Raw genomic sequence first — 20,258 nt, forward strand, 5'->3', positions numbered from 1 at the left:
AAATATTGAGAAAACCCCCGCATCATTGATGCGGGGGTTTTCTGCGTTATTCAGAAACTGACGTCCGCTGTCTCGACCGTGCCGCCCTTTCGGCCCGGGGCCTCCTGCCAGCTCCAGTAGAGGTTCGTGTGTGAGATGACCTGTTCGGGGGCCGGCGCGCCGTACGCGGTGAGGTCCTCCGTGGTGTGGGCGTCGCCGACCAGTGTCGCGTCGTAGCCGCGGACCATCGCGCCGTGCAGGGTGGAGCGGATGCAGGCGTCGGTCTGGGCGCCGGTCACGACCACGCGGCCCACGCCGCGTTCGGCGAGGACGGACTCCAGCTCGGTGTCCTCGAAGGAGTCTCCGTAGCGCTTGTGGATGAGGGGCTCGGTCGCTTCGCGGGTCAGCTCGGGGACGTACTGCCAGGGGGCGCTGTCCGGCTTCAGCTCGTCGCTGGAGTGCTGGATCCAGACCACGGGGACCGCCTCGGAACGGGCCTTGGCAATCAGGGTGTTGATGTTGACGATGACCTCGTCGCGGTTGTGGGAGCTGTCCACCACCCCGTTCTGCACGTCCACGATCAGCAGGGCGGTGTTGGGACGGTTCGGAAGAGTCGTCATGACGCCCACCGTAGACGGCGGCACTGACAAACCAGGTGAGTGCGGTGGCCGGTGGGGGTTAGCGTGACCGCATGAGTGCTATGACCAGCGGTGATTACGTGATTCGCGCGATACGGGCCGACGAGTGGGAGGCCGTCAAGCGGTTGCGGCTCGTCGCGTTGCGGGACCCGGTGGCGGACATCGCGTTTCTGGAGACCTATGACGAGGCCCTGGAGCGGCCGGACTCCTTCTATCGGGAGCGGGCCGCGCGTTCGGCCGCGGAGCCCAGCGATGCACGGCAGTTCGTCGCGGTGGCGGCGGACGGGGAGTGGGCCGGGACCGTGACCGTGCTGATCGAGGAGGCCGGGACCACGGACTGGGCCGGGTTTCCGGTCGAGCGGCGGCAGGGGCATGTCGTCGGGGTGTTCGTACGGCCCGAGCACCGGGGGAGCGGGCTGGTCAAGGCGTTGTTCGACGCCGGTGTGGAGTGGGTGCGGGAGCGGGGCGCCGAGCGGGTGAGGCTGCTGGTGCACGCGGAGAACCCGCGGGCCCAGGGGGCGTACCGCAAGGCGGGGTTCGTGCCGAGCGGGGTGCTCGTGCCGTTCTTCAAGGACGAGGCCGAGACCGAGGTCGAGTTCGTTCTGGAGTGGCCGGCCTAGACCGGCAGTTCCCGGTGCGGCCAGCGGGAGCGGGCCTGTTCGTGGGAGCGGAGCAGGGCGAGGGCGGGCAGGCCCTGGTCGGTGCCGCCGGCCAGGAGGTCGGGGAGCTGGGGGAGCGGGGCCACGGCCGCCACGTCGTCCAGGACCAGGGTCAGTGGTGGGTCGAGCCGACCGGAGGATGACCGTTCGGCCATGCGCCGGCCGCGCTCGACCACGCTGGAGGCGAGGGCCGTCAGGAGGGGCATGGCGCCGGGGTTGGTCCTGGGGTCCTCGATGGATTCACCGACCACATAAAGCGTGCCCCCTTCGGCGATGAAGGAATCCAGGGCGAGGGCATCGGATCGGTTGGGTGTGCAGGCCTCGCGGATGTTGACCGTGAAGAGGGCGGCGAGCGCGCGGGCCGTCAGCTCCTGTGCGATGTCCCGGCGTTCGGGGTGGGATGTGAGCGCGGCTTCCAGCTCGCCGGCGGAGCCGGGGGCGGCCTTCGGGTGGGTGCGCAGGGTGCGTACGGCGTCCTGGACGCCGGTGCCCTGTGCCCAGCGGTGGACGTGGCGGATCGTGCGGTTCTCCAGGGCGGCCGCGTGGAGGTAGCTGCGGAGGAGGGTCTCGGCGGTGTCCGTGACGGTCTGGTCGATTTTCGCCGTCGGTTTGACCGGGGTGAGGAGGGCCTGGGCGCGCTGGATCGCGGTGTGCTTGTCCTCGCAGTGGGCCGTGGGTGACCAGTGGAAGCGGGCGGGGGTGTCGCAGAGGTGGTTCGGGTCGTAGAGGAGGACGGGGCCGAGTTTGGCTCTGGCGTCCTTGGTCTCCGACCAGAGGGTGGCGTTCGAGGTGACGACGAGGGCGGGGCCGAGCGCGTCCTGGATGGCCTGGGTCGCGGTCGCCTGCCGGCTCTCCCGCGGTGCGATGTGGATTCTGGTCCATGCGCCCAGCCGGTCACCGTTGGTGGAGGGACGGATGTCCTCCAGGGGGTGGTCTGCGAAAGCCGTCGGAGTCGCCGGAGTCGCCGGGGTCGCCAGGGTCGTCGGAACCGTCGGAACCGCCGGGACCGTCGGAACCGCCGGGACCGTCGGAACCGCCGGGACCGTCGGAACCGTCGGCTCCATCGGGCGAGTGGTCTCCTGGACGGTTTCCGGGTCGGTGCGGGGCTCCGGTACCGCGGCGGCCGTGCTTCGGCCCTTCGCCGTAGCCGCCCGTCTTCTCCTCCCGGCCCGCCAGCGGGCCACCGTTCCCAGCACGAACACGGTGAGGACGACCAGGACCATCAGCTGGCCGATGAACAGGCCCCAGAACAGCCCCCAGCCCGACAGCTGGGCCGCCGGTGTGTCCGGCCAGGCGCCCGTGATGTCGTGCGGGGCGCCGATGAGGTGGCGCATCGCGAGCGGGGTGTGGGAGAGGTCGACCGTCGACGGCCAGCTGCCGTGGGCGAACCAGGCGGCCAGTCCGGTCGCCGTCCACACCAGGATCGTGATGCCGAGCAGGAACCCGAGTATGCCGACCAGCAGGCCGTCGGGAATCCCGCCGCCCTGCTGCTCGCGCTCCTGCCGAGGGTCCGGTCTCACGAGCGGTCCTCCCTACGCCACCGTCGATTCGGAGTCGCCGAGATGCTGCTCCACGAAGGCCGCCGCCCGCTGTTCCGCTTCCAGTTCGGCGGCGATCAGGGCGTCGTCCGCGGACAGCAGGGCGTCGCTGGAGGACTCGGTCATCGCGCGGTCCGTGAAGACGAGCGGCCGTTCCGTCTCGGTGACCAGGTGTTTGACCACCTGGACGTTGCCGTTGACGTCCCAGACGGCGATGCCGGGGGTGAGCGTCGGGATGATCTCGACCGCCCAGCGGGGGAGGCCCAGCACCCGGCCCGTCGCCCGCGCCTCGTCCGCCTTCTGGGCGTAGACCGTCCGCGTCGACGCCATCTTCAGGATCGCCGCCGCCTCCTTCGCCGCCGCGCCGTCCACGACGTCGGACAGGTGGTGCACCACCGCCACGAACGACAGGCCGAGCCGTCGGCCGAACTTCAGCAGCCGCTGGAACAGCTGGGCCACGAACGGGCTGGCGATGATGTGCCAGGCCTCTTCCACCAGGAAGATGCGCTTCTTGCGGTCCGGGCGGATCCAGGTGTGCTCCAGCCACACGCCGACGATCGCCATCAGGATCGGCATGGCGATGGAGTTGCGGTCGATGTGGGAGAGGTCGAAGACGATGAGCGGGGCGTCGAGGTCGATGCCGACCGTGGTCGGGCCGTCGAACATGCCCCGCAGGTCACCGTCGACCAGGCGGTCCAGGACCAGGGCGACGTCCAGGCCCCACGCCCGTACGTCGTCTATGGCGACGTTCATCGCCTCGGCCGACTCCGGCTCGGGGTGCCGTAGCTGCTCGACGATGTCGGTGAGGACCGGCTGGCGGTCGAGGATCGTCTCGTTGACGTAGGAGTGGGCGACCTTGAGGGCGAAGCCGGAGCGTTCGTCCAGGCCGTGGCCCATCGCGACCTCGATGATGGTGCGCAGGAGCGCCAGCTGGCCCGTCGTCGTGATCGACGGGTCCAGGGGGTTGAGGCGGATGCCGTGGTCCAGGGCCGCCATCGGGTCGAGGCGGATGGGGGTTATCCCCAGCTCTTCCGCGATGAGGTTCCACTCGCCGACGCCGTCCTCGCCCTGGGCGTCCAGGACGACGACCTGGCGGTCGCGGAAGCGCAGCTGCCGTAGGACGTAGGTCTTCTCCAGGGCCGACTTGCCGTTGCCGGACTCGCCGAGGACCAGCCAGTGCGGGGCGGGGAGTTGCTGGCCGTAGAGCTGGAAGGGGTCGTAGATGTAGCCCTTGCCGGAGTACACCTCGCGGCCGATGATGACGCCCGAGTCGCCGAGGCCGGGCGCGGCCGTGGGGAGGTAGACCGCCTGGGCCTGGCCGGTGGAGGTGCGGACCGGGGAGCGGGTCGTCTCGACCTTCCCGAAGAGGAAGGACGTGAAGGCTTCGGTGAGGACGGACAGCGGGTCCCTCATCAGCGCATCAGCCTCTACCTTCGGATTCCGGTGGCGAAGGGCAGTGTGTTCACGAAGGCGCGGTGGTGCTCGCGGTCGCACCACTCCAGCTTCAGGTACGACTTTCCGGCGGACGCCCTTATCGTGCGCTTGTCGCGGTTGAGGGCCTCCGGGGTACGGGAGGAGACCGTGATGTAGCCGACCAGGTTGACGCCGGCCGCGCCGCTGGCCAGGTCCTCGCCGCGCTGGTCGAGGCGGTTGTGGGCGGCGATGTCGCGGGGGTCGACGGTCCGGTTCATCTTGGCGGCGCGGCTCGCCTCCGCCTCGTCGTTGGTCTTCTCGGTCAGCATGCGTTCGATGGCGACCTCGGTGGGTTCGAGGTCCATCGTCACGGCGACCGTGCGGATGACGTCGGGGGTGTGGACGAGCAGGGGCGCCAGGAAGTTGACGCCGACCGGGGTCATCGGCCACTCCTTCACCCAGGCCGTGGCGTGGCACCAGGGCTCGCGGGTGCTGGACTCACGGGTCTTCGCCTGGAGGAACGTGGGCTCCATGGCGTCGAGTTCGGCCGGCCAGGCGTTGCGCTGGGTCATCGCCTGGATGTGGTCGATGGGGTGGTCGGGGTCGTACATGGAGTGGATGAGGGAGGAGAGCCGGCCCTGGCCGAGGGGCTGGCGGACGCGGATGTCCGCCTCCTGCAGGCGTGAGCAGATGTCGGTGAGCTCGCGGGCCATGACGACCGCGAGACCGGCGTCGCGGTCCAGTTTGCGGCCGGACTGGGGGCGGGCCGCGCGGGCCATCGCCTGGGCCTCGGCGGCCAGTTCGCGGGAGTAGTGCATGCAGGCGACGAGGTAGGCGCGGTGCTGCTCGCTGCTGGTGGAGACCATGGACTGGAGCTGGTCGTAGGACCGGGACAGCCAGCCCGGGGCCTTGTCGTCGCCGCGCTGGGCGACGTCCTTGGCGTGGGCGTCGGGGTCGGCGGGGAGGGTGCGGGCGAGCATCTGGAGGCGGGTGACGAAGCCGTCGCCGTTCGCCACGTGCTTGAGAAGGGTGCCGAAGCGGTCGACGAGGGCTTCCTGGTCCTCGGAGTCGCGCAGGCCGACGCCGGGGCCCTCGATCTCGATGGCGGCCGTGACCGTCTTGCGGTCCGCGTGCAGGAGTACGGCGATCTCGTCGGGGCCGAAGGGCGCGGCGAGCCAGCTGATGCGGCCGATGCCGGGCGGGGGGCCGATCTCGACCTCGCGGCCGTCGATGCGGGTGCCGGCCTCGGCGGCGGTGGACCGGTAGACCGTGCCCTGGCGCAGGCTCCGCTTGTAACTGCGGTTGATCTCGTACCACTTGTAGAACGTGCGGCGCTTGTACGGCACGTAGACCGCGGCCAGTGCGATCAGCGGGAAGCCCATCAGCAGGACGATCCGCAGGGAGAGGACCGGGACGAGGAGCCCGCACATCATGCCGAGGAACGCGCCCGCGATGATCAGCGCGATCTCGCCGGACTCACGGTTCCTGCCGATGATCGCGTTCGGCCGGGCGCGGCCGATGAGATACGTACGGCGGGGCGTGATCGGATGGGACAGGTGGGACTCTGTCGTCAACGCCCTTCACCTCCCGAGCTGTTGTTGCGGGTGTTGCCGGCGTGCGGGGTGTTCATCGGGCTGGCCGCGCGGGGTGCGGGTGCGGCGGAGGGGACAGTTCCGCCGCCACCACCGTTCGAGGTGCGCGTGCTGTGCGCGGCGACGCCGCCCGAGACGGGGTTGGACGGGCGGGCACCGGAGGAGCCGGAACCACCGCCCCCGCCCCCGTTGTTGTCGGCTCGGGCGCTGTGCGTCCTGATGCCCTGGGCGACGAGGTTGGCGGGGCTGCTGATGACGGCGGCGGCCTTGCCTTCGGCGCCCTGCATGATGCGGTTGTTGCGGCCGCCCGCGATCTCGTCGCCGAAGCCGGGGACGAAGCGGTAGATCATCGCGCTGGCGAAGATGGCGAGCAGGATGATGGCGAGGCCGGAGACGACGGCGGAGAAGGCGTCGGGGCCGCCGTCGGAGGACAGGGCGCCGGCGAGGCCGAGCACGATCACGATGACGGGTTTGACGAGGATGACGGCGATCATGATGCCGGCCCAGCGGCGGACGTGGCCCCAGAGGTTCTTGTCGACGAGGCCGGCGTAGACGACGGTGCCGAGGAGGGCGCCGACGTAGAGCAGGGCGGCCCTGATGACGAGCTCCAGCCAGAGGACGCCGGCGGCGAGGATGCTGACCAGGGAGGCGACGATCAGCATGATCGGGCCGCCGCCGATGTCGTCGCCCTTGCTGAGGGCGGCGGAGAAGGTGCCGAAGAACGTGTCGGTCTGGTCGCCGGTGGTCTTGGCGAGGACGTCGGTGACGCCGTCGGTCGCCGAGACCACCGTGTAGAGGATCAGGGGGGTGAAGGCGGAGGCCAGGACGGTGAGCCAGAGGAACCCGATGGCTTCGGAGATCGCGGTCGTGAGGGGGACGCCTCGTACCGCGCGCTTGGCCACGGCCAGCAGCCAGAGCAGGAGGGTCAGGATCGTCGACGCGGCGAAGACGACGGCGTACTGCTGGAGGAACTTCTCGTTGGTGAAGTCGACGTTGGCGGTCTCCTTGACGGCGTCACTGAGCTTGCCGACGGTCCAGGAGGCGGCCTTGGCACAGCCCTGGGCGAGGGAGGAGAGGGGGTCGAGGGTGGAGGTGAGGGGGTCGGTGGTGGTGCTGCCGCCGCCGCTCTTGCTGCCGTCGCACATTCCCCGGGACGGGGGAGCGATCAGCGAGCAGTCCACGCTGCTGGAGGGTGACGGCGAGGGCGAGGGCGCGGCGAAGGCGTTCGCGGCCAGCAGCACGGCGGCCGTCTGTACCGTGGCCACCAGGCCGGTGAGTTTGAGCACGCGGTGCTGACTAGCGAGCATAGGTGAACCCTCCGAACTCCTGGACCGCCTTGCTGATCTCGTCGGATCCGGACACGGTGTCGTCGCCGGTGACCGGGGTCGGGCCGGACTTCTGGCTGGATTCGAGGATCTTCCAGTCGCCACCGCTCCAGTTCAGCGTCATGGTGACGGTGAACCAGTTGCTGGTCACGGGGGTGGTGGAGCTGTTGCCCGCGATGCCGGACAGGCTGTTGCACCAGACGGCGACGACGGCCGCGCCGTCGCTGGACGAGGTGACTTCGGTGCCCACCGGGACCGTGCGGGACACGAAGGTGCTGCCCTTCGGCGGGTTGCCGTTGGCGTCGAGGCCCAGTTTGCCGAGGAAGCCCGTCGAGTAGGCCGCGTCCATGGGGCCCTGGAGTCTGGTCGCCGCGGCCGGCGTGTAGAGGTTGCTGACGATGCGGTGCCGGTCGTCCTTGTTGTACATGCCCGTCGAGCCCAGCGTCACCGCGTAGTTGGCCGCCGCGCTCTGCGCGCCCTGCGCGTTGTGTGCGAACCCGCTCGGGATGCCGCCGCTCTTCGCCTGCACGGGGTCCGTGCCGCTCGCCGCCGTCGACGAGGTCGTCGGCTGGTTTCCGCTGCCGCTTCCGCCGGTGTTGGCCGTCGTGGTCGACGAGCCGTTGCCGTCGCCTCTGTTCGCGAAGGCGATCGCTGCGATCAGGAGGACGACCACGCCGACGACCGTGACCAGGCTCCGGGAGGAGGAGCGTCCGCCGCGGCGGGCGCCGCCGTAGGGGTCGTCGGGGAGTCGGGTGCGGGTGTGGCCGGTTTCCGGGTAGCCGGGCTCGTCTCCGAGGCTCATGCCGGGTACTCCCCCTCCACGTCGTACCGGAACGCGTAGCAGTACGACGGTAGCCGTGCTGGTTCCCGCGCGGGCGCGGTGTGGTGACTCGACATCAGGGAAACGCAACCTCGGAGCGGGGGAAAGGGAGGTGCAGATTGGCTAGACGGCCATGCCGTACACGATGGTGAACAGGGTGCCGAGCGAGCCGATGATGAAGACTCCGGTGAGTCCGGCGATGATGAGGCCCTTGCCCTGTTCGGCACTGAAGGTGTCCCGGAGGGCCGTGGCGCCGATGCGCTGTTTGGCGGCGCCCCAGACGGCGATGCCGAGGCAGAGCAGGATGGCGACGGCCATGACCACCTGGATCATCGTCTTCGCTTCGTTGCCCAGGCTGCCGAAGGGGCCCCAGTCCGGAGCGATTCCGCCGATGATGGTGTTGATGTCACCCTTGTCGGCTGCAAGGAACATGTAAGTCACCGCCCCTGGTGGGTAGTTCTGTCCGCCCCTGCCGGGTGCAGAGGTCACACATCATTCTCGCCGACAACGTCGCCGGAGTATGTCGACTTGACGTCATTGATTGGCGGGTTTCGTACGAAGGGATCGTGCGGTCACTCTGTGTATCACGGCAGGTCACGCCGGGCAATGAGGCCTGGGCGGAACCTGTCGTGTGGTTCCGTCGTTGACCCCTTTTACGACCTGGCGGGGTTTTTGACGGCCAGTCGGGTGAATGCCACCGTCTTGATGTTCTCATGACGAACGGGCCGCGGCTGGTTGCCGCGACCCGTCGGGGAGAGGAGCCGGTACTAGTTGGCGAAGGCGCTGATGCCCTCGGGGGTGCCCCAGCCGGTCGGGCCGTCGTAGCCGGTCGTGGCGGTGCAGAAGTACGACGTGGAGCAGGTGCCGTTGTTGCCGCTCGTCACGTCGTTGAGGGACGAGGTGCCCGCGTAGTCGTACGGGTACTGGGCGGGGTAGGTGCCGCTGGCCGGGGTGCCGGCGAGGGCGTAGACGCCGGCGATGATCGGCGCGGAGACGCTGGTGCCGCCGAAGGTGTACCAGCCGGCGGTGACGCCGTAGGAGTCGTAGACGGAGACGCCGGTGGCCGGGTCGGCGACCGCGGAGACGTCGGACTCCATGCGCTTGGTGCAGCCGGTGTCGGTCTGCCAGGTGGGCTTGGCGTCGTAGGAGGAGCAGCCGGAGCCGGTGCCCTCGGTGCTGGACGTCTTCCAGACGGTCTCGGTCCAGCCGCGGGTGGTGGAGGAGGTGGACAGCTTGGTGCCGCCGACCGCGGTGACGTACCGGGAGGTCGCCGGGTACTCGGCGCCGTAGGCGCTGTCACCGGAGGAGACGGTGATGGCGACACCGGTGTGGTTGTAGTACGAGGTGTCGTACGTGGTCTGGGAGGAGGACTCGGAGCCGCCGTAGCTGTTGGAGACGAACTTGGCGCCGAGCGCGACGGCCTCGTTCTCCGCGGTGCCGAGGTTGGCGTAGCTGGCGCTGGTGGCCTCGACGAGCGTGATGTTGCACAGCGGGCAGATCGCGGAGGCCATGTCGAGGTCGAGGGAGATCTCCTCGGACCAGCCGGCGTCGGACGAGGGCAGCGAGGTGGTGGAGCCGGTCTGGCTGACCTTCTTGAAGCAGCCGTTGGCCGTCGTGCAGGCCGAGAGGCCGTAGTACGAGCGGTAGGTGGCGAGGTCCGCCTCGGCGTTCGGGTCGTTGTACGCGTCGACGATCGCGATGGTCTCGCCGGAGCCGTTGGAGGCGGCGGCGGAGGTCAGGCCGTAGGCCGACCGGAGGTTGGTCGGGCTGTAGCCGGAGGGGGTCGACGCGTCGGCCGCCTTCGGGGTGATGCCGGTCCTCGCGGCCTGCATCTTCTGGAAGGCGGTGAGACCGCCGGTGACGCGGTAGGACTTGCAGGTGAGGTCACCCGTGTGCTTGGGGGTGGCACAGGGGGTCGAGACGTAGGTCACCTTGCTGGACGCGGTGGTTGCCGCGTCGGCCTGGACGGCGGTGCCGAAGCCGGTGAAGACCAGCGCGGCCGTGGCCGCTGCGGCGGCGCCGATGCGGCGCCAACCACCGCGTGCGGACGGTCTGTTGGGGGGAGTGGAACGCATACGTGCAGCCTCCTGAGTTCCGGAACTGGGGTTGGAACAGGGGCGGTGCGGGTGCGATCTGGTGCTTTTGCCGTCGGTACGGGTTCCCCGGCGGCAGGGCGGCGGCCCGCGAAGAGAATCCTTTGTTGAGTACGCGACAACAAGAGGCTGCTGGAATCCTGACTTCCGCATTGCCGAACGGGGCCTTCGCGTGACCCTTCGATGGCCGTCCGTTGTCTTGCGGGTGGCGGGTGCTTGACTCAACTCACAGGCGATGCATGGGAGTTGCAAAGGACATGAAACCGGGGTCGTCGGGGACATGAAAAACGGGCCACGGCCGGATGCCGTGGCCCGTCTCTCTTTCCCTGCCGCCGAGGGGACCCCACGTCCCCCTCACGGTGGCGGCTCCCCGTGACCCGACGGGGAGGTCAATCGGTGAAGGGCTCAGCCGGTGAAGGCGTCGGTCCCCTCGGGGGTGCCCCAGCCGGTCGGGCCGTCGTAGCCCGACTTGGCGGTGCAGTAGTACGAGGTGGAGCAGGTGCCGTTGTTGCCGCTCGTCACGTCGTTGAGGGCGGAGGTGCCGGCCGCGGCGTACGGGTACTCGGCCGGGTAGTCGCTGCTGCCCGGGGTGCCGGCCAGGGCGTAGACCGAGGCGATGAGCGGCGAGGAGGCGCTGGTGCCGCCGTAGGTGTTCCAGCCGGTGCCGTCGGAGCCGTAGCTGTCGTAGACGGAGACGCCGGTGGCCGGGTCGGCGACCGCGGAGACGTCGGCGATCATGCGCTTCGAGCAGCTCGTGTCGGTCTGCCAGGTGGGCTTGGCGTCGTAGGCGGAGCAGCCGGAGCCGGTGCCCTCGGTCGAGCTGGTCTTCCACACCGACTCGGTCCAGCCGCGGCTGTTGGAGGCGGTCTTGAGGGCGGTGCCGCCGACGGCGGTCACGTACCGGGAGGCGGCCGGGTACTCGGCGCCGTAGCCCTCGTCACCGGCGCTCGCGGTGATGGCCACGCCCGCGTGCTTGTAGTACGAGGTGTCGTACGACGTGTCCGAGGACGACTCGGAGCCGCCGTAGCTGTTCGACACGAACTTGGCGCCCAGCTTCACGGCCTCGTTCACCGCGGTGCCCAGGTTGGCGTCGGAGGCCGACTTGGCCTCGACGAGCAGGATGTTGCAGTTCGGGCAGGTCGCGCTGACCATGTCGAGGTCGAGCGACTCCTCGCCGGCCCAGCCGCTGTCGGCGGAGGGGAGCGAGGTGGTGGAGCCGGTCTGGGAGACCTTCTTGAAGCAGCCGTTGTCGGTCGTGCAGTCCGACAGGCCGTAGTACGAGCGGTAGGTGGCCAGGTCCGCCTCGGCGTTCGGGTCGTCGTAGGCGTCGACGATGGCGACGGTCTCGCCGGAGCCGTTGGAGGCGGCCGCGTCCGTCAGGCCGTAGGCGGACTGGATGTCGCTCGGGCCGTATCCGGTGGGGGAGTCGGAGGCGGCGTTCGGCTTGACGGTCTTCGGCGCGATGCCCTTGAGGGCGGCCTGCTTCTCCATGAAGGCGGTGGTGCCGCCGGTGACCCGCAGGGCGTTGCAGGCGGCGTAGCCCTTCTTCGGGGTGGCGCCGCAGCCGGCCTTCTCGTACTGGACGTGGGCCTTGGCGACCTGGGCGGCGATGGCCTTGGCGCTGACCTTGTGGGTCGCGGTGGCGGTCGCGGTCGCCGCGCTGGCGTGGGCCGCGGTGCCGAAGCCGGCCACGAGGAGCGCGGCGGTGGCGGCGGCTGCCGAACCGAACTGGCGCCATCTACCGCGTATGTGGGGGGAGTTGGGGGTGGTACGCAACGTACAGCCTCCTGGGAGAGGTTGGGACAGAGGCCTGCGGGTGGGGGACCACCGGTGTGGTTGCCGGTGGGGGCGGCGGCCCGCGACGAACCATCCCCTTGTTGAGTACGCGACAACAAGGTGGATTTCGGAATCCTGACTTCCGCGTTACTGAAGGGCGGGAAGGGCTTACTGATCATTGGGGGCCGGATGGCCGGAAGTTGGGGTCCGGTTGACCTGAAGCCCGTTCGGGGCGGGGCTCAATGCGCGTTGATCGGGGCGTACCGAGCTTCCGGGAAGCCTCAACCGCGCCTGGGTCAGCGGGGCTTGAGGCCGTGCAGTATGAGGTGGATGTGCTGGTCCAGGCCGGCCAGGACCGCGTCCGGCCTCAGGGTGCCGTTGGTGGCCAGCGCGGCCAGGCCGTGGATGCCGGCCGCCGCCACGAGGGTGATGCCCTCCGGGTCGCCCTGGACGATCTCGCCGCGCTGCTGGGCGTCGGCCACCAGCCGGACGAAGGAGTCCAGGGAGAGCTCGGCGGAAGCGGCCAGTTCGGTGCCGATGTCCGGGTCGTGCTTGCGGGAGTACATCAGCTCCAGCAGCTCGGGGTTGTCGACGGAGAAGGTGACGTAGGCGCGGGCGAGTGCGGCCATGCGCGGTTCCAGGGCGGTGTCCGGGAGGTTCGCCGAGGCCAGGGCCTGGTTCAGGCGCTCGAACCCGCTGAGGGCGAGCGCGTCCAGCAGGGCCTGCTTGTCCTTGAAGTGCCGGCCGGGGGCGGCGTGGCTCACCCCGATGTCGCGGGCCAGTTCGCGCAGGGACAGGGCGGCGGTGCCCCTCTCGCGCAGGGTGCGCTCGGCGCTGGCGAGCAGGGCGGCGCGCAGGTCTCCGTGGTGGTAGGGGCGGCTTTGCGACATGGGGGCCATCGTATCCCGATGTAGTCGCTGTCAGCTTTGTGGTCGCCGTCAGCTTTGTTGCCGTTGCCATCTTTGTTGTCGTTGACATCATTGTTGTCGACGTCTACATTGGCGGGCATGGCTGAGAAGAATGGCAAATGGAACGCTTCCGACCTCCCCGGTCTCTCCGGCCGTACGGCCGTGGTCACCGGCGCCAACAGCGGCCTCGGCTTCACGGCCGCGGACGCGCTGGCCCGGGCGGGTGCGCATGTGGTGTTCGCGGTACGGGACCCGGAGCGCGGGCGGGCGGCCGCGGCCAGGGTGAACGGCAGCACCGAGGTCCGCCGTCTGGACCTGGCCGACCTGTCCTCGGTACGGGAGTTCGCCGCGGGCTGGGACCGGCCGCTGGACCTCCTGATCAACAACGCGGGCGTGATGATGCTCCCGGAGCTGCGCACCAAGGACGGCTTCGAGATGCAGTTCGGCACCAACCACCTGGGCCACTTCGCGCTGACGAACCTGCTGCTGCCGTATGTCACGGACCGCGTGGTGACGGTCTCCTCGGGTCTGCACCGGGGCGGCGACGGAGTGATCCACTTCGACGACGTGAACCTGAAGGGCACCTACAACCCGACCCGCGCCTACGCCCAGTCCAAGCTGGCGAACCTGCTCTTCGTGCTGGAACTCCAGCGCCGCCTGACGGAGGCCGGCTCCCGCGTCCGTGCCTTCGCCGCCCACCCCGGCTACGCGGCCACCAACCTGCAGAGCCACACCGCCAACCCGCTGGCCCGCCTCGGCATGCGGCTCGGCAACCGCCTGATCGCCCAGGACGACCGCGCGGGCACCCTGCCCACGCTGTACGCGGCGACCCAGGACCTGCCGGGCGCGAGCTACGTCGGCCCGGACGGCCTGGGCGAGATGCGCGGGGCGCCGGCCCTGGTCGGCCGCAGCGCGGCGGCGAGCGACCCGGCGGCGGCCCGCAGGCTGTGGACGCTGTCGGAGGAGATGACCGGGGTGGCGTGGGAGCTCGGGGTGGGGGCCGTGTGATCGTCGTGGTCACGTGATCGTCGTGGTCACGTGGTCACGTGGTCGTCGTGGCCTGGTGACCGCCCAGTTACTGGACGCCCGGCGGACCCGTCGCGGCCCCCGGATACGGTGAGCGGATACGACGGATACGACGGTTCTCCGGGAGGTGGCCGGATGAGCGGCGGCGCCGTGGACTTCACGCTCGACGGGCGTACGGCCCTGGTGACCGGCTCCGCACGGGGGCTGGGCCTGGAGATGGCGCGGGGCCTGGCGGGCGCCGGCGCGCGGGTGGTCCTCAACGGCCGGGACGCGGCGACGCTGGCGGAGGTGGCGGCGGGCCTGCGCGAGGACGACGGCCTGGACGTGACGGGCGCCGCCTTCGACGTCACCGACCGCGAGGCGGCCGAGGAGGCGGTGACCGCCCTCGGCGCGATCGACATCCTTGTCAACAACGTGGGCCACCGCGACCGCAGGGGCGTCGAGGAGATGCGCCCGGAGGAGCTGTCCGCGCTGCTCGACGTCCACCTGACGTCGGCGTACGCGCTGAGCCAGACGGTCGCGCGGGGGCTGGCCGCGCGGGGCACGCCGGGCCGCATCATCAACGTCTCGTCCGTCGTCGGCCAGCTCGGCCGCATCGGCGACGTCGCCTACGCCACGGCGAAGGCGGGCCTCGACGGCCTGACCCGGGCGCTGGCGGCCGACCTGGGCCCCAGCGGCACGACGGTCAACTCGGTGGCCCCGGGCACCTTCGCCACGGAGGTCAACGCGGAGCTGGCCGAGGACCCGGAGTGGGGCAGGTGGCTGCGGACCCGGACGGCACTGGGGCGGTGGGGGCGGCCGCCGGAGATCGCAGGCATCGTCGTCTTCCTGGCGAGCGACGCGGCGTCCTTCATCACGGGGCAGACGATCGCGGTGGACGGGGGGATGACCACGACGTTCTGAGCAGCAAGAAGGCGGGCCTCAGAGGCTGCCCGAGGCGAGATACGCGTGGGTCCTGGCCAACCGGGCCGCGGCCGCCCGGAACGTGATTCCCGAATCCCGGGATCCGAGGACCACGTCGAAGCAGTGCTCGTGCATGGTCAAGCCGACGTTCTTCGCTTCGGAAGCCCCCCAGCCCGTGACCCGGAGCTCCGTCACCCCTTCGAATGCGAGGTAGAAATCGAAGGCGTTGAACTCCTTCTCGCGCCATTCTGCTGGAGCATTCGCCGGGAGCGTCCGGGTATTGAAACCCAGTGTCACCGAGCCTTTCCGTTCGTCGATGTGAACGTAGAACGGGTCGCACGAGTCGGCTGTGGGCGTGGTGCCTTCGTAAAGCTCCCCCAAGTATTCCTGGGATGCGAGGAGGCGTGACCAGTCAGCGCTCATAAAACGTCTTCTCCGTGGTTTCGGGAAGAGCGGTGTGCCGCCGGGCATCCACTTTGCTGAGGAATAGATGCCGCCCGTTGTCGGACCCGTTCTCATGGATCTCGAAGGCGGTCACGTGGCCGACACGCACGGAGTCGCTGCAGTTGAACTCCAGTGACATTCCCATGCTTCTCACGGAGACCTTCATGCGGTGTTCCGTACCCCACGGAGTCGTCTTGACATCACCTATGACCGGCGGGGCCCAGTTGGTGAGCGAGATGCCGTCCACCGCCAGGAACTGAAACTGACACTGCACCGTGTCCATGCCCGCGTCGATCCACTCCTGAGGAGCCGAGCCGGGAAACGAGGGCATGTCGAGGCGGAGTGTCACCGTAGGACCACGCCAGTTCAGATTGATCGAACGAATCCGAACGCCCGTCAGGTCAGGAATGTGTCCATAGAGGGATCGGAGCGGCCCCGGATTAACCAGAATTCTCTCAACGGTCATACCGCGACACCGTGAAATGGTCGAACTCGCCTGCCTGTACGCCGAGTACGAAGGCGTTCCACTTGCGGCGGTCGGTGGTGACGACGGTGGTCTCGGAGCGGATGTAGACGGCGGTGGGCTCGTCGCGGCCGTCGGGGGCGGGTTGCCTCTTGAGGGTGGCGAGGAGGGTGGCGAAGGCGGCGCGGGTGGTGGTGAGTATCGCGCCGGTGGGGTCGGCGGATTCGGTGAGGTGGATTCTTCGGTCGAGGGTGGCGGCTATGTGGATACAGGAGTTGCCTTCGGGGCAATACGACGACTTCTGCCAGGTGAGCGCGCGCATCGGGGGCTCCTTCACAGATCCTTGAGGATGTCGTGGATGAAGTTCTGCGACTCCTCGGGGCTGAGCGCCACTGCTTCCAGGCGGTCCAGCGTGACGCGGTACTTGTCCAGTTGGGCTTCCGCATCGAGGAACACCGGGCCGTGTGACTGGTCGAGGTTCACGGTGTCCAGCTGCGGCACGGGCCCCTCGGCGTAGTAGATGGACTGGCCGGACCCGGCGAAGGTGCCTGCGGTAAAGGGGATGACCTGGATGGTGACGTCGGCCCGGTCGTTCATGTCCAGCAGGTGCTTGAGCTGGGCGCGAGTGACTGCGGGGCCTCCGAACCGCATGCGCAGAGCCGCCTCATGGAGGATCACCTGCTGGGGAGTCGGGGGATCCCGGAACAGGACGGCCTGCCGCTTCACCCGGAAGGACACCCGGTGCTCGACATCGGGCGGCGGCAGATCGGGGACGGCCTGGCGGAAGATCTCACGGGCGTACTCGGTGGTCTGGAACAACCCGGGGACGTGCACGGTCACGGCGGTGCGCAGTCGTACGGCGTGGTGCTCGAGTTCGGCCAGGTCGAGAAGCACGGCGGGCAGGATCTTGCGGTACTCCTCCCACCAGCCGCGACTGCGGTAGCCCGGCATGGCGGCGATGGCCTCCACCAGGGCCGTGTCCGAGCAGTCGTAATGACAGGCCAGTGTGCGTACGCGCTCGGCGCTCACGCCAAGCCGCCCGGTCTCCATGTTGCTGACCTGCGCCTGCCTCATGCCGAGCAGTTGCGCGGCCTGGGTCGATGTCAGGCCCGATCGCTCACGCAGCCTGCGCAGTTCTGCTCCGAAACGGAGTTGACGCCACGTCGGGTTGTTCCTCACGGGCATCTCGCCTTGCCTCCGCGCTGCCGTCACCCACACGGGTGGATGTCAATATTCTCCTCCCGATTTCGGTGAAGAATATATCCAAGCCCCGCTACCTTGATTGCGGGCCCCTTACCCAGAAGCGCACCGCCCGACGGGACGGCAGGCCACTGGGTCGCCAGTCAACTCCCCCAGTGATCGGAGACTTTCATGACCACCGTAGCCCCGCCCTGGTCCTACACCCTCCAACTCCCGCACGATCCACGCGCACCGGGGATCGCCCGTGCAACTCTCCGTACCGTCCTCGCCGCTCACGACCTCTCGGCTCTGACTCCCACCGCAGAACTGGTCGCCGCCGAGCTCCTCGCCAACGCCCATCTGCACACCGCCGGCCCCTACGCCCTCCGCCTCCTCCGGAGCGAGGAAGGGCGGCTGCGGATTGCTGTGTGGGACTCGGATCCGCGGGTGCCGCCGGGGTTCGCGGCCGGGGCCGGTTCCGTCGGCGGGGACGCCGAAAGCGGGCGCGGGCTGTATCTCGTGCAGGCGTGCGCCGAGTCGTGGGGCGTCTCTGCGCTGCGCGAGCCGGGAGCCGCGAGGGACGGGAAGCTGCTGTGGGCCGAGTGTCAGTCCGATGGCTTAGCGTAATCGTGTCGGATCGGAGCGTGAGGGAGTGATGGCTGTGGTCAAGGCGGATCCCAGGCGTGGGCAGGCTGCGTGCGCGGAAGTCGGCCAGTACGGTGGATTCGAAACCGAGCGGGGCGTCGGTCCTCCCCATGAGCCCGCTCGCACAGCCGAGGCGGAACGGAGGCGGCGAGCCATGTCCGTGTCATCGGGCGCTCAGAACGGTCTGCGTCCCCGGCCAGGGAATCTGCGCGAGGTCGCCGAGAAGATCGAGGAAGCGACGGGTCTGCGGGTGCAGATCGTGGGAGGAAAGCTCGTGATGTCCCCGACCCCGCGTGGGAAGCACGCGGGCGTGGTCTATCAGATCCGCCGCCGGATCGACGGAGTGCTGCCGGAAGGGCTGGGAGCCTTCGAGGTGTCCTCGATCGCCCTCCCCGACGACCCCGACGACTATGTGACCCCCGATCTGATCGTCCTGCCCGTGGAGTGGATGGAGGACGACGACTGGCTCGCCGCCCCCGAGGACACCGCGCTCGCCGTCGAGGTCATCTCCGCCTCCGAGAAGTCCAGGGAGATCCGTGACAAGGCCGACTGGTACGCCGTCGCCCGGGTGCCCGTGCTCCTCGTCGTCGACCCGCGAAAGGGAACCTGGGCGCTGCACACCCGCCCCGACAACGGCGCCTACCAGGACGTACTGCCCGGGAAGTACGGCGAGAGCGTGCCGTTGCCCGAGCCCTTGGGGATCGAAGTCGCCACCGACGGGTTTCCGGTGTACGGCGAGGCCGTGCGGCCGCAAGGGCGGTTCCCAGAAAAAAATCAGTGAAGTCGGGAACCGTTTCTCACCTTTGTGGGAGACAGTGGGCGCTGATGAAGCGCACCTCACGTATCTCTGCCACCTCGCGCCGCGTCGCGCTCTGCGCCGTCGTCGTGCTGGCCGCCACCTCGGCCTCCGTCGCGGCCGCCGACGAAGCGGCGGGGCCGTTCGGGGTGACCGCGGTGGTCGGGGCCACGGCGGAGAGTGCCAGAGTCGGGGCGCTGTTCGCCGCCGGCAAGGCCGGGAGCCTGTCCGGCAACCACTTCTGCACCGCCTCCGTCGTGCACAGCCCGCAGCGGGACCTCATCGTCAGCGCCGCGCACTGCATCGACGGGGAGGGAGACGCCACCGGGCTGGTGTTCGTGCCCGGGTACCGGGACGGGCAGGCGCCGTACGGGGTGTGGAAGGTCGGGAAGCGGTACCTGCCCGACGGGTGGGCCCACGGGCAGAGCGAGGACAGTGACGTCGCCTTCGCGGCTGTGGCCGAGGTGGGCGGGAAGCGGGTCGAGGACGTGACCGGGAGCAACCGGTTCGCCGCCGGGGTGGCCACCGGCGCCACCGCCGTCACCGTCACCGGGTACCCCGACTCCCGTGAGGTGCCCGTCAGCTGCACCAACAAGCCCGTCGCCCACAGCGCCACCCAACAGCGCATCGACTGCCCCGAGTTCACGGGGGGTACCAGCGGGAGTCCCTGGGTGAACGGCGACCACGAGGTGGTCGGGGTCCTGGGCGGGCACGAGCAGGGCGGGGCGACCCCCGACGTCTCCTACAGCGTGGTGCTCGGCCGGGAGGCCGCCGAACTGTACAAGGACGCCACGGGCGGCTGAGAGGGCCGGCTGAGGGGGCGTCATGTGCGCCGTCTTCCTGTGAAATAGCGCCACTCTCCGCCGAAATGGCGTAGCACAGCCCTGACATGGGGGAGGGTTGGGGCGTGCGGAAAGTATGGGTGATCGGTGGCGCGGCGACCGCGCTCGGCGTGAGCTTCGTCATGCTGCTCGTCATCGGTGTGTACGTCGTCGCCGGGAACCTTCTCAACGGGGTCGGCGGTGCCTCCAAGACCCTGGCCAAGGGTGCCGTGCCGGCCGCGTACCAGACGCTCGTGCAGAAGTGGGGCAACCTCTGCTCCGCCATCAACCCCGCCCTGCTCGCCGCACAGCTCTACCAGGAGAGCGGGTTCAACCCGAAGGCGCAGAGCGCGGCGGCCGCGCAGGGGATAGCTCAGTTCATCCCGGGCACCTGGGCCACGCACGGCATCGACGGGAACGGGGACGGGGTCCGCGACGTCTGGGACCCGAACGACGCGATCCCGTCGGCCGCCTCCTACGACTGCCAGCTCGCGTCCTATGTGAAGGACGTGCCCGGCAACGTCTCCGACAACATGCTCGCCGCCTACAACGCGGGGGCGTACGCGGTCATCAAGTACAAGGGTGTGCCGCCGTACAAGGAGACCCAGAACTACGTCAGGACGATCACGACCCTGGAGGAGAGCTTCGCCGCGCCCGTCAGCCGGCTCTCCCCGACCAAGCAGGCCGCCGGGGCCATCAACTACGCCCAGAAGAAGCTCGGCACCCCCTATCTCTGGGGCGGCAACGGCACCGCGGCGGACAACGGCCGCTTCGACTGCTCCGGGCTGACCAAGGCGTCGTACGCCAGCGTCGGGATCACGCTGCCCCGGGTCGCCAACGACCAGTACAACGCGGGGCCGCACCCCTCCCGCAACGAACTGCTTCCCGGGGATCTCGTCTTCTTCTCCACCGACCTCTCGAACTCCCGCGCCATCCACCACGTGGGGATCTATGTCGGTGGCGGCTACATGATCGACGCGCCCTACACCGGGGCCGTGATCCGTTTCGACCCCATCGACTCGGCCGACTACTTCGGGGCCACCCGCGTCACCGAGGATGGCGCGAAAGCGCTCCCCACGACGGTGTGAACGGAGCGTATAACCCACCCCCTGAGCTGGGGGTTTGTGTCTCTCTTCGATAACGTCTGCGTGATCATTCGGTGGAACCTGGAACGTAGTGGTGTGGGCCGTGCGTTCCTGTTGACGTAGCCGACCACGGGGGTGGCAGCGAGCGACGCACA

21 protein-coding genes are annotated in these 20,258 nt (G+C 69.4%); 7 read left to right on the top strand and 14 right to left on the bottom strand.

The genetic code is table 11. The annotated features are described in order from the left end of the window. Positions 1-50 precede the first annotated feature (50 nt). The gene (locus SSP29_RS17730; protein ID WP_089101676.1) at positions 51-599 is read right to left on the bottom strand and encodes an isochorismatase family protein; all 549 of its coding nucleotides are present in this window, start codon (positions 597-599) and stop codon (positions 51-53) included. A gap of 71 nt (positions 600-670) precedes the next feature. On the opposite strand from SSP29_RS17730, the gene SSP29_RS17735 reads away from it, so the two are divergent. Beyond that, the gene (locus SSP29_RS17735) at positions 671-1,237 is read left to right on the top strand and encodes a GNAT family N-acetyltransferase (protein WP_089101677.1); all 567 of its coding nucleotides are present in this window, start codon (positions 671-673) and stop codon (positions 1,235-1,237) included. On the opposite strand, the gene SSP29_RS17740 is transcribed toward SSP29_RS17735, so the two are convergent. The 9 genes from SSP29_RS17740 to SSP29_RS17780 all read right to left on the bottom strand — a co-directional run bounded on the left by SSP29_RS17740 (position 1,234) and on the right by SSP29_RS17780 (position 12,732). Then, positions 1,234-2,796, bottom strand: coding sequence for a P-loop NTPase family protein (locus SSP29_RS17740; RefSeq protein ID WP_089101678.1), 1,563 nt, complete (start codon positions 2,794-2,796; stop codon positions 1,234-1,236). The genes SSP29_RS17735 and SSP29_RS17740 overlap by 4 nt on opposite strands. A 12-nt stretch (positions 2,797-2,808) precedes the next feature. Beyond that, complete coding sequence (locus tag SSP29_RS17745) at positions 2,809-4,227, bottom strand: ATP-binding protein (RefSeq protein ID WP_089101679.1); 1,419 nt, start codon at positions 4,225-4,227, stop codon at positions 2,809-2,811. A 14-nt stretch (positions 4,228-4,241) separates the two neighbouring features. Then, positions 4,242-5,801, bottom strand: coding sequence for an SCO6880 family protein (locus SSP29_RS17750; RefSeq protein ID WP_089101680.1), 1,560 nt, complete (start codon positions 5,799-5,801; stop codon positions 4,242-4,244). Further along, a complete protein-coding gene (locus SSP29_RS17755; RefSeq protein WP_089101681.1) occupies positions 5,798-7,126 on the bottom strand; it encodes a hypothetical protein in 1,329 nt (442 codons plus the stop codon). Before SSP29_RS17755 ends, SSP29_RS17750 begins: the two co-directional genes overlap by 4 nt. After that, positions 7,116-7,946, bottom strand: coding sequence for a DUF8175 domain-containg protein (locus tag SSP29_RS17760; protein WP_089101682.1), 831 nt, complete (start codon positions 7,944-7,946; stop codon positions 7,116-7,118). The genes SSP29_RS17755 and SSP29_RS17760 overlap by 11 nt, the downstream gene beginning before the upstream one ends. 141 nt (positions 7,947-8,087) lie before the next feature. Next, entirely contained in the window at positions 8,088-8,396 is a 309-nt protein-coding gene (locus SSP29_RS17765) for a DUF8827 family protein (protein WP_089101683.1), read from the bottom strand. Between the two features lie 335 nt (positions 8,397-8,731). Beyond that, positions 8,732-10,039, bottom strand: a complete 1,308-nt coding sequence (locus SSP29_RS17770) for a S53 family peptidase (protein WP_089101684.1) — start codon at positions 10,037-10,039, stop codon at positions 8,732-8,734. Between the two features lie 423 nt (positions 10,040-10,462). Beyond that, the gene (locus tag SSP29_RS17775) at positions 10,463-11,833 is read right to left on the bottom strand and encodes a S53 family peptidase (RefSeq protein WP_089101685.1); all 1,371 of its coding nucleotides are present in this window, start codon (positions 11,831-11,833) and stop codon (positions 10,463-10,465) included. Positions 11,834-12,129: 296 nt separating this feature from the next. Continuing rightward, the gene (locus SSP29_RS17780) at positions 12,130-12,732 is read right to left on the bottom strand and encodes a TetR/AcrR family transcriptional regulator (RefSeq protein WP_089101686.1); all 603 of its coding nucleotides are present in this window, start codon (positions 12,730-12,732) and stop codon (positions 12,130-12,132) included. 108 nt (positions 12,733-12,840) lie between these two features. Here SSP29_RS17780 and SSP29_RS17785 point away from each other — a divergent pair, with 108 nt between their 5' ends. Both SSP29_RS17785 and SSP29_RS17790 read left to right on the top strand, forming a co-directional pair. After that, positions 12,841-13,749, top strand: a complete 909-nt coding sequence (locus SSP29_RS17785; RefSeq protein WP_089101687.1) for an oxidoreductase — start codon at positions 12,841-12,843, stop codon at positions 13,747-13,749. A 153-nt stretch (positions 13,750-13,902) separates the two neighbouring features. Then, entirely contained in the window at positions 13,903-14,670 is a 768-nt protein-coding gene (locus SSP29_RS17790; RefSeq protein WP_089101688.1) for an SDR family oxidoreductase, read from the top strand. An 18-nt stretch (positions 14,671-14,688) separates the two neighbouring features. Here SSP29_RS17790 and SSP29_RS17795 read toward each other — a convergent pair whose 3' ends face one another. The 4 genes from SSP29_RS17795 to SSP29_RS17810 are packed head-to-tail and all read right to left on the bottom strand — an operon-like array spanning position 14,689 to position 16,762. Beyond that, positions 14,689-15,093 (bottom strand): Imm50 family immunity protein, encoded by a 405-nt coding sequence (locus tag SSP29_RS17795; protein WP_089101689.1) that lies wholly within the window; start codon positions 15,091-15,093, stop codon positions 14,689-14,691. Beyond that, on the bottom strand, positions 15,083-15,580 hold the full coding sequence (locus SSP29_RS17800) for an Imm50 family immunity protein (protein ID WP_089101690.1): 498 nt from the start codon (positions 15,578-15,580) through the stop codon (positions 15,083-15,085). The genes SSP29_RS17795 and SSP29_RS17800 overlap by 11 nt, the downstream gene beginning before the upstream one ends. Next, complete coding sequence (locus SSP29_RS17805) at positions 15,570-15,899, bottom strand: DUF397 domain-containing protein (protein ID WP_089101691.1); 330 nt, start codon at positions 15,897-15,899, stop codon at positions 15,570-15,572. Before SSP29_RS17805 ends, SSP29_RS17800 begins: the two co-directional genes overlap by 11 nt. 11 nt (positions 15,900-15,910) lie before the next feature. Next, on the bottom strand, positions 15,911-16,762 hold the full coding sequence (locus tag SSP29_RS17810; RefSeq protein WP_089101692.1) for a helix-turn-helix domain-containing protein: 852 nt from the start codon (positions 16,760-16,762) through the stop codon (positions 15,911-15,913). Positions 16,763-16,948: 186 nt separating this feature from the next. On the opposite strand from SSP29_RS17810, the gene SSP29_RS17815 reads away from it, so the two are divergent. From SSP29_RS17815 to SSP29_RS17830, 4 genes are all read left to right on the top strand, one after another. Continuing rightward, positions 16,949-17,383, top strand: coding sequence for an ATP-binding protein (locus SSP29_RS17815; protein ID WP_089101693.1), 435 nt, complete (start codon positions 16,949-16,951; stop codon positions 17,381-17,383). A gap of 172 nt (positions 17,384-17,555) precedes the next feature. Beyond that, on the top strand, positions 17,556-18,182 hold the full coding sequence (locus SSP29_RS17820; protein ID WP_089101694.1) for a Uma2 family endonuclease: 627 nt from the start codon (positions 17,556-17,558) through the stop codon (positions 18,180-18,182). 44 nt (positions 18,183-18,226) lie between these two features. Continuing rightward, entirely contained in the window at positions 18,227-19,000 is a 774-nt protein-coding gene (locus tag SSP29_RS17825) for a trypsin-like serine peptidase (RefSeq protein ID WP_089101695.1), read from the top strand. A gap of 86 nt (positions 19,001-19,086) precedes the next feature. Next, positions 19,087-20,106, top strand: a complete 1,020-nt coding sequence (locus tag SSP29_RS17830) for a C40 family peptidase (protein ID WP_150134388.1) — start codon at positions 19,087-19,089, stop codon at positions 20,104-20,106. The last annotated feature ends 152 nt before the right edge of the window (positions 20,107-20,258 follow it).

It is taken from the genome of Streptomyces hyaluromycini (assembly GCF_002217755.1).
GTDB classification, from domain to species: domain Bacteria; phylum Actinomycetota; class Actinomycetes; order Streptomycetales; family Streptomycetaceae; genus Streptomyces; species Streptomyces hyaluromycini.

Coding starts and splice junctions, on each gene's coding strand:
- SSP29_RS17810 (WP_089101692.1), bottom strand. CDS start 16,762: ATGCCCGTGAGGAACAACCCGACGTGGCGTCAACTCCGTTTCGGAGCA.
- SSP29_RS17785 (WP_089101687.1), top strand. CDS start 12,841: ATGGCTGAGAAGAATGGCAAATGGAACGCTTCCGACCTCCCCGGTCTC.
- SSP29_RS17825 (WP_089101695.1), top strand. CDS start 18,227: ATGAAGCGCACCTCACGTATCTCTGCCACCTCGCGCCGCGTCGCGCTC.
- SSP29_RS17820 (WP_089101694.1), top strand. CDS start 17,556: ATGTCCGTGTCATCGGGCGCTCAGAACGGTCTGCGTCCCCGGCCAGGG.
- SSP29_RS17780 (WP_089101686.1), bottom strand. CDS start 12,732: ATGGCCCCCATGTCGCAAAGCCGCCCCTACCACCACGGAGACCTGCGC.
- SSP29_RS17735 (WP_089101677.1), top strand. CDS start 671: ATGAGTGCTATGACCAGCGGTGATTACGTGATTCGCGCGATACGGGCC.
- SSP29_RS17770 (WP_089101684.1), bottom strand. CDS start 10,039: ATGCGTTCCACTCCCCCCAACAGACCGTCCGCACGCGGTGGTTGGCGC.
- SSP29_RS17795 (WP_089101689.1), bottom strand. CDS start 15,093: ATGAGCGCTGACTGGTCACGCCTCCTCGCATCCCAGGAATACTTGGGG.
- SSP29_RS17800 (WP_089101690.1), bottom strand. CDS start 15,580: ATGACCGTTGAGAGAATTCTGGTTAATCCGGGGCCGCTCCGATCCCTC.
- SSP29_RS17815 (WP_089101693.1), top strand. CDS start 16,949: ATGACCACCGTAGCCCCGCCCTGGTCCTACACCCTCCAACTCCCGCAC.
- SSP29_RS17755 (WP_089101681.1), bottom strand. CDS start 7,126: ATGCTCGCTAGTCAGCACCGCGTGCTCAAACTCACCGGCCTGGTGGCC.
- SSP29_RS17765 (WP_089101683.1), bottom strand. CDS start 8,396: ATGTTCCTTGCAGCCGACAAGGGTGACATCAACACCATCATCGGCGGA.
- SSP29_RS17730 (WP_089101676.1), bottom strand. CDS start 599: ATGACGACTCTTCCGAACCGTCCCAACACCGCCCTGCTGATCGTGGAC.
- SSP29_RS17805 (WP_089101691.1), bottom strand. CDS start 15,899: ATGCGCGCGCTCACCTGGCAGAAGTCGTCGTATTGCCCCGAAGGCAAC.
- SSP29_RS17790 (WP_089101688.1), top strand. CDS start 13,903: ATGAGCGGCGGCGCCGTGGACTTCACGCTCGACGGGCGTACGGCCCTG.
- SSP29_RS17745 (WP_089101679.1), bottom strand. CDS start 4,227: ATGAGGGACCCGCTGTCCGTCCTCACCGAAGCCTTCACGTCCTTCCTC.
- SSP29_RS17760 (WP_089101682.1), bottom strand. CDS start 7,946: ATGAGCCTCGGAGACGAGCCCGGCTACCCGGAAACCGGCCACACCCGC.
- SSP29_RS17830 (WP_150134388.1), top strand. CDS start 19,087: ATGGGGGAGGGTTGGGGCGTGCGGAAAGTATGGGTGATCGGTGGCGCG.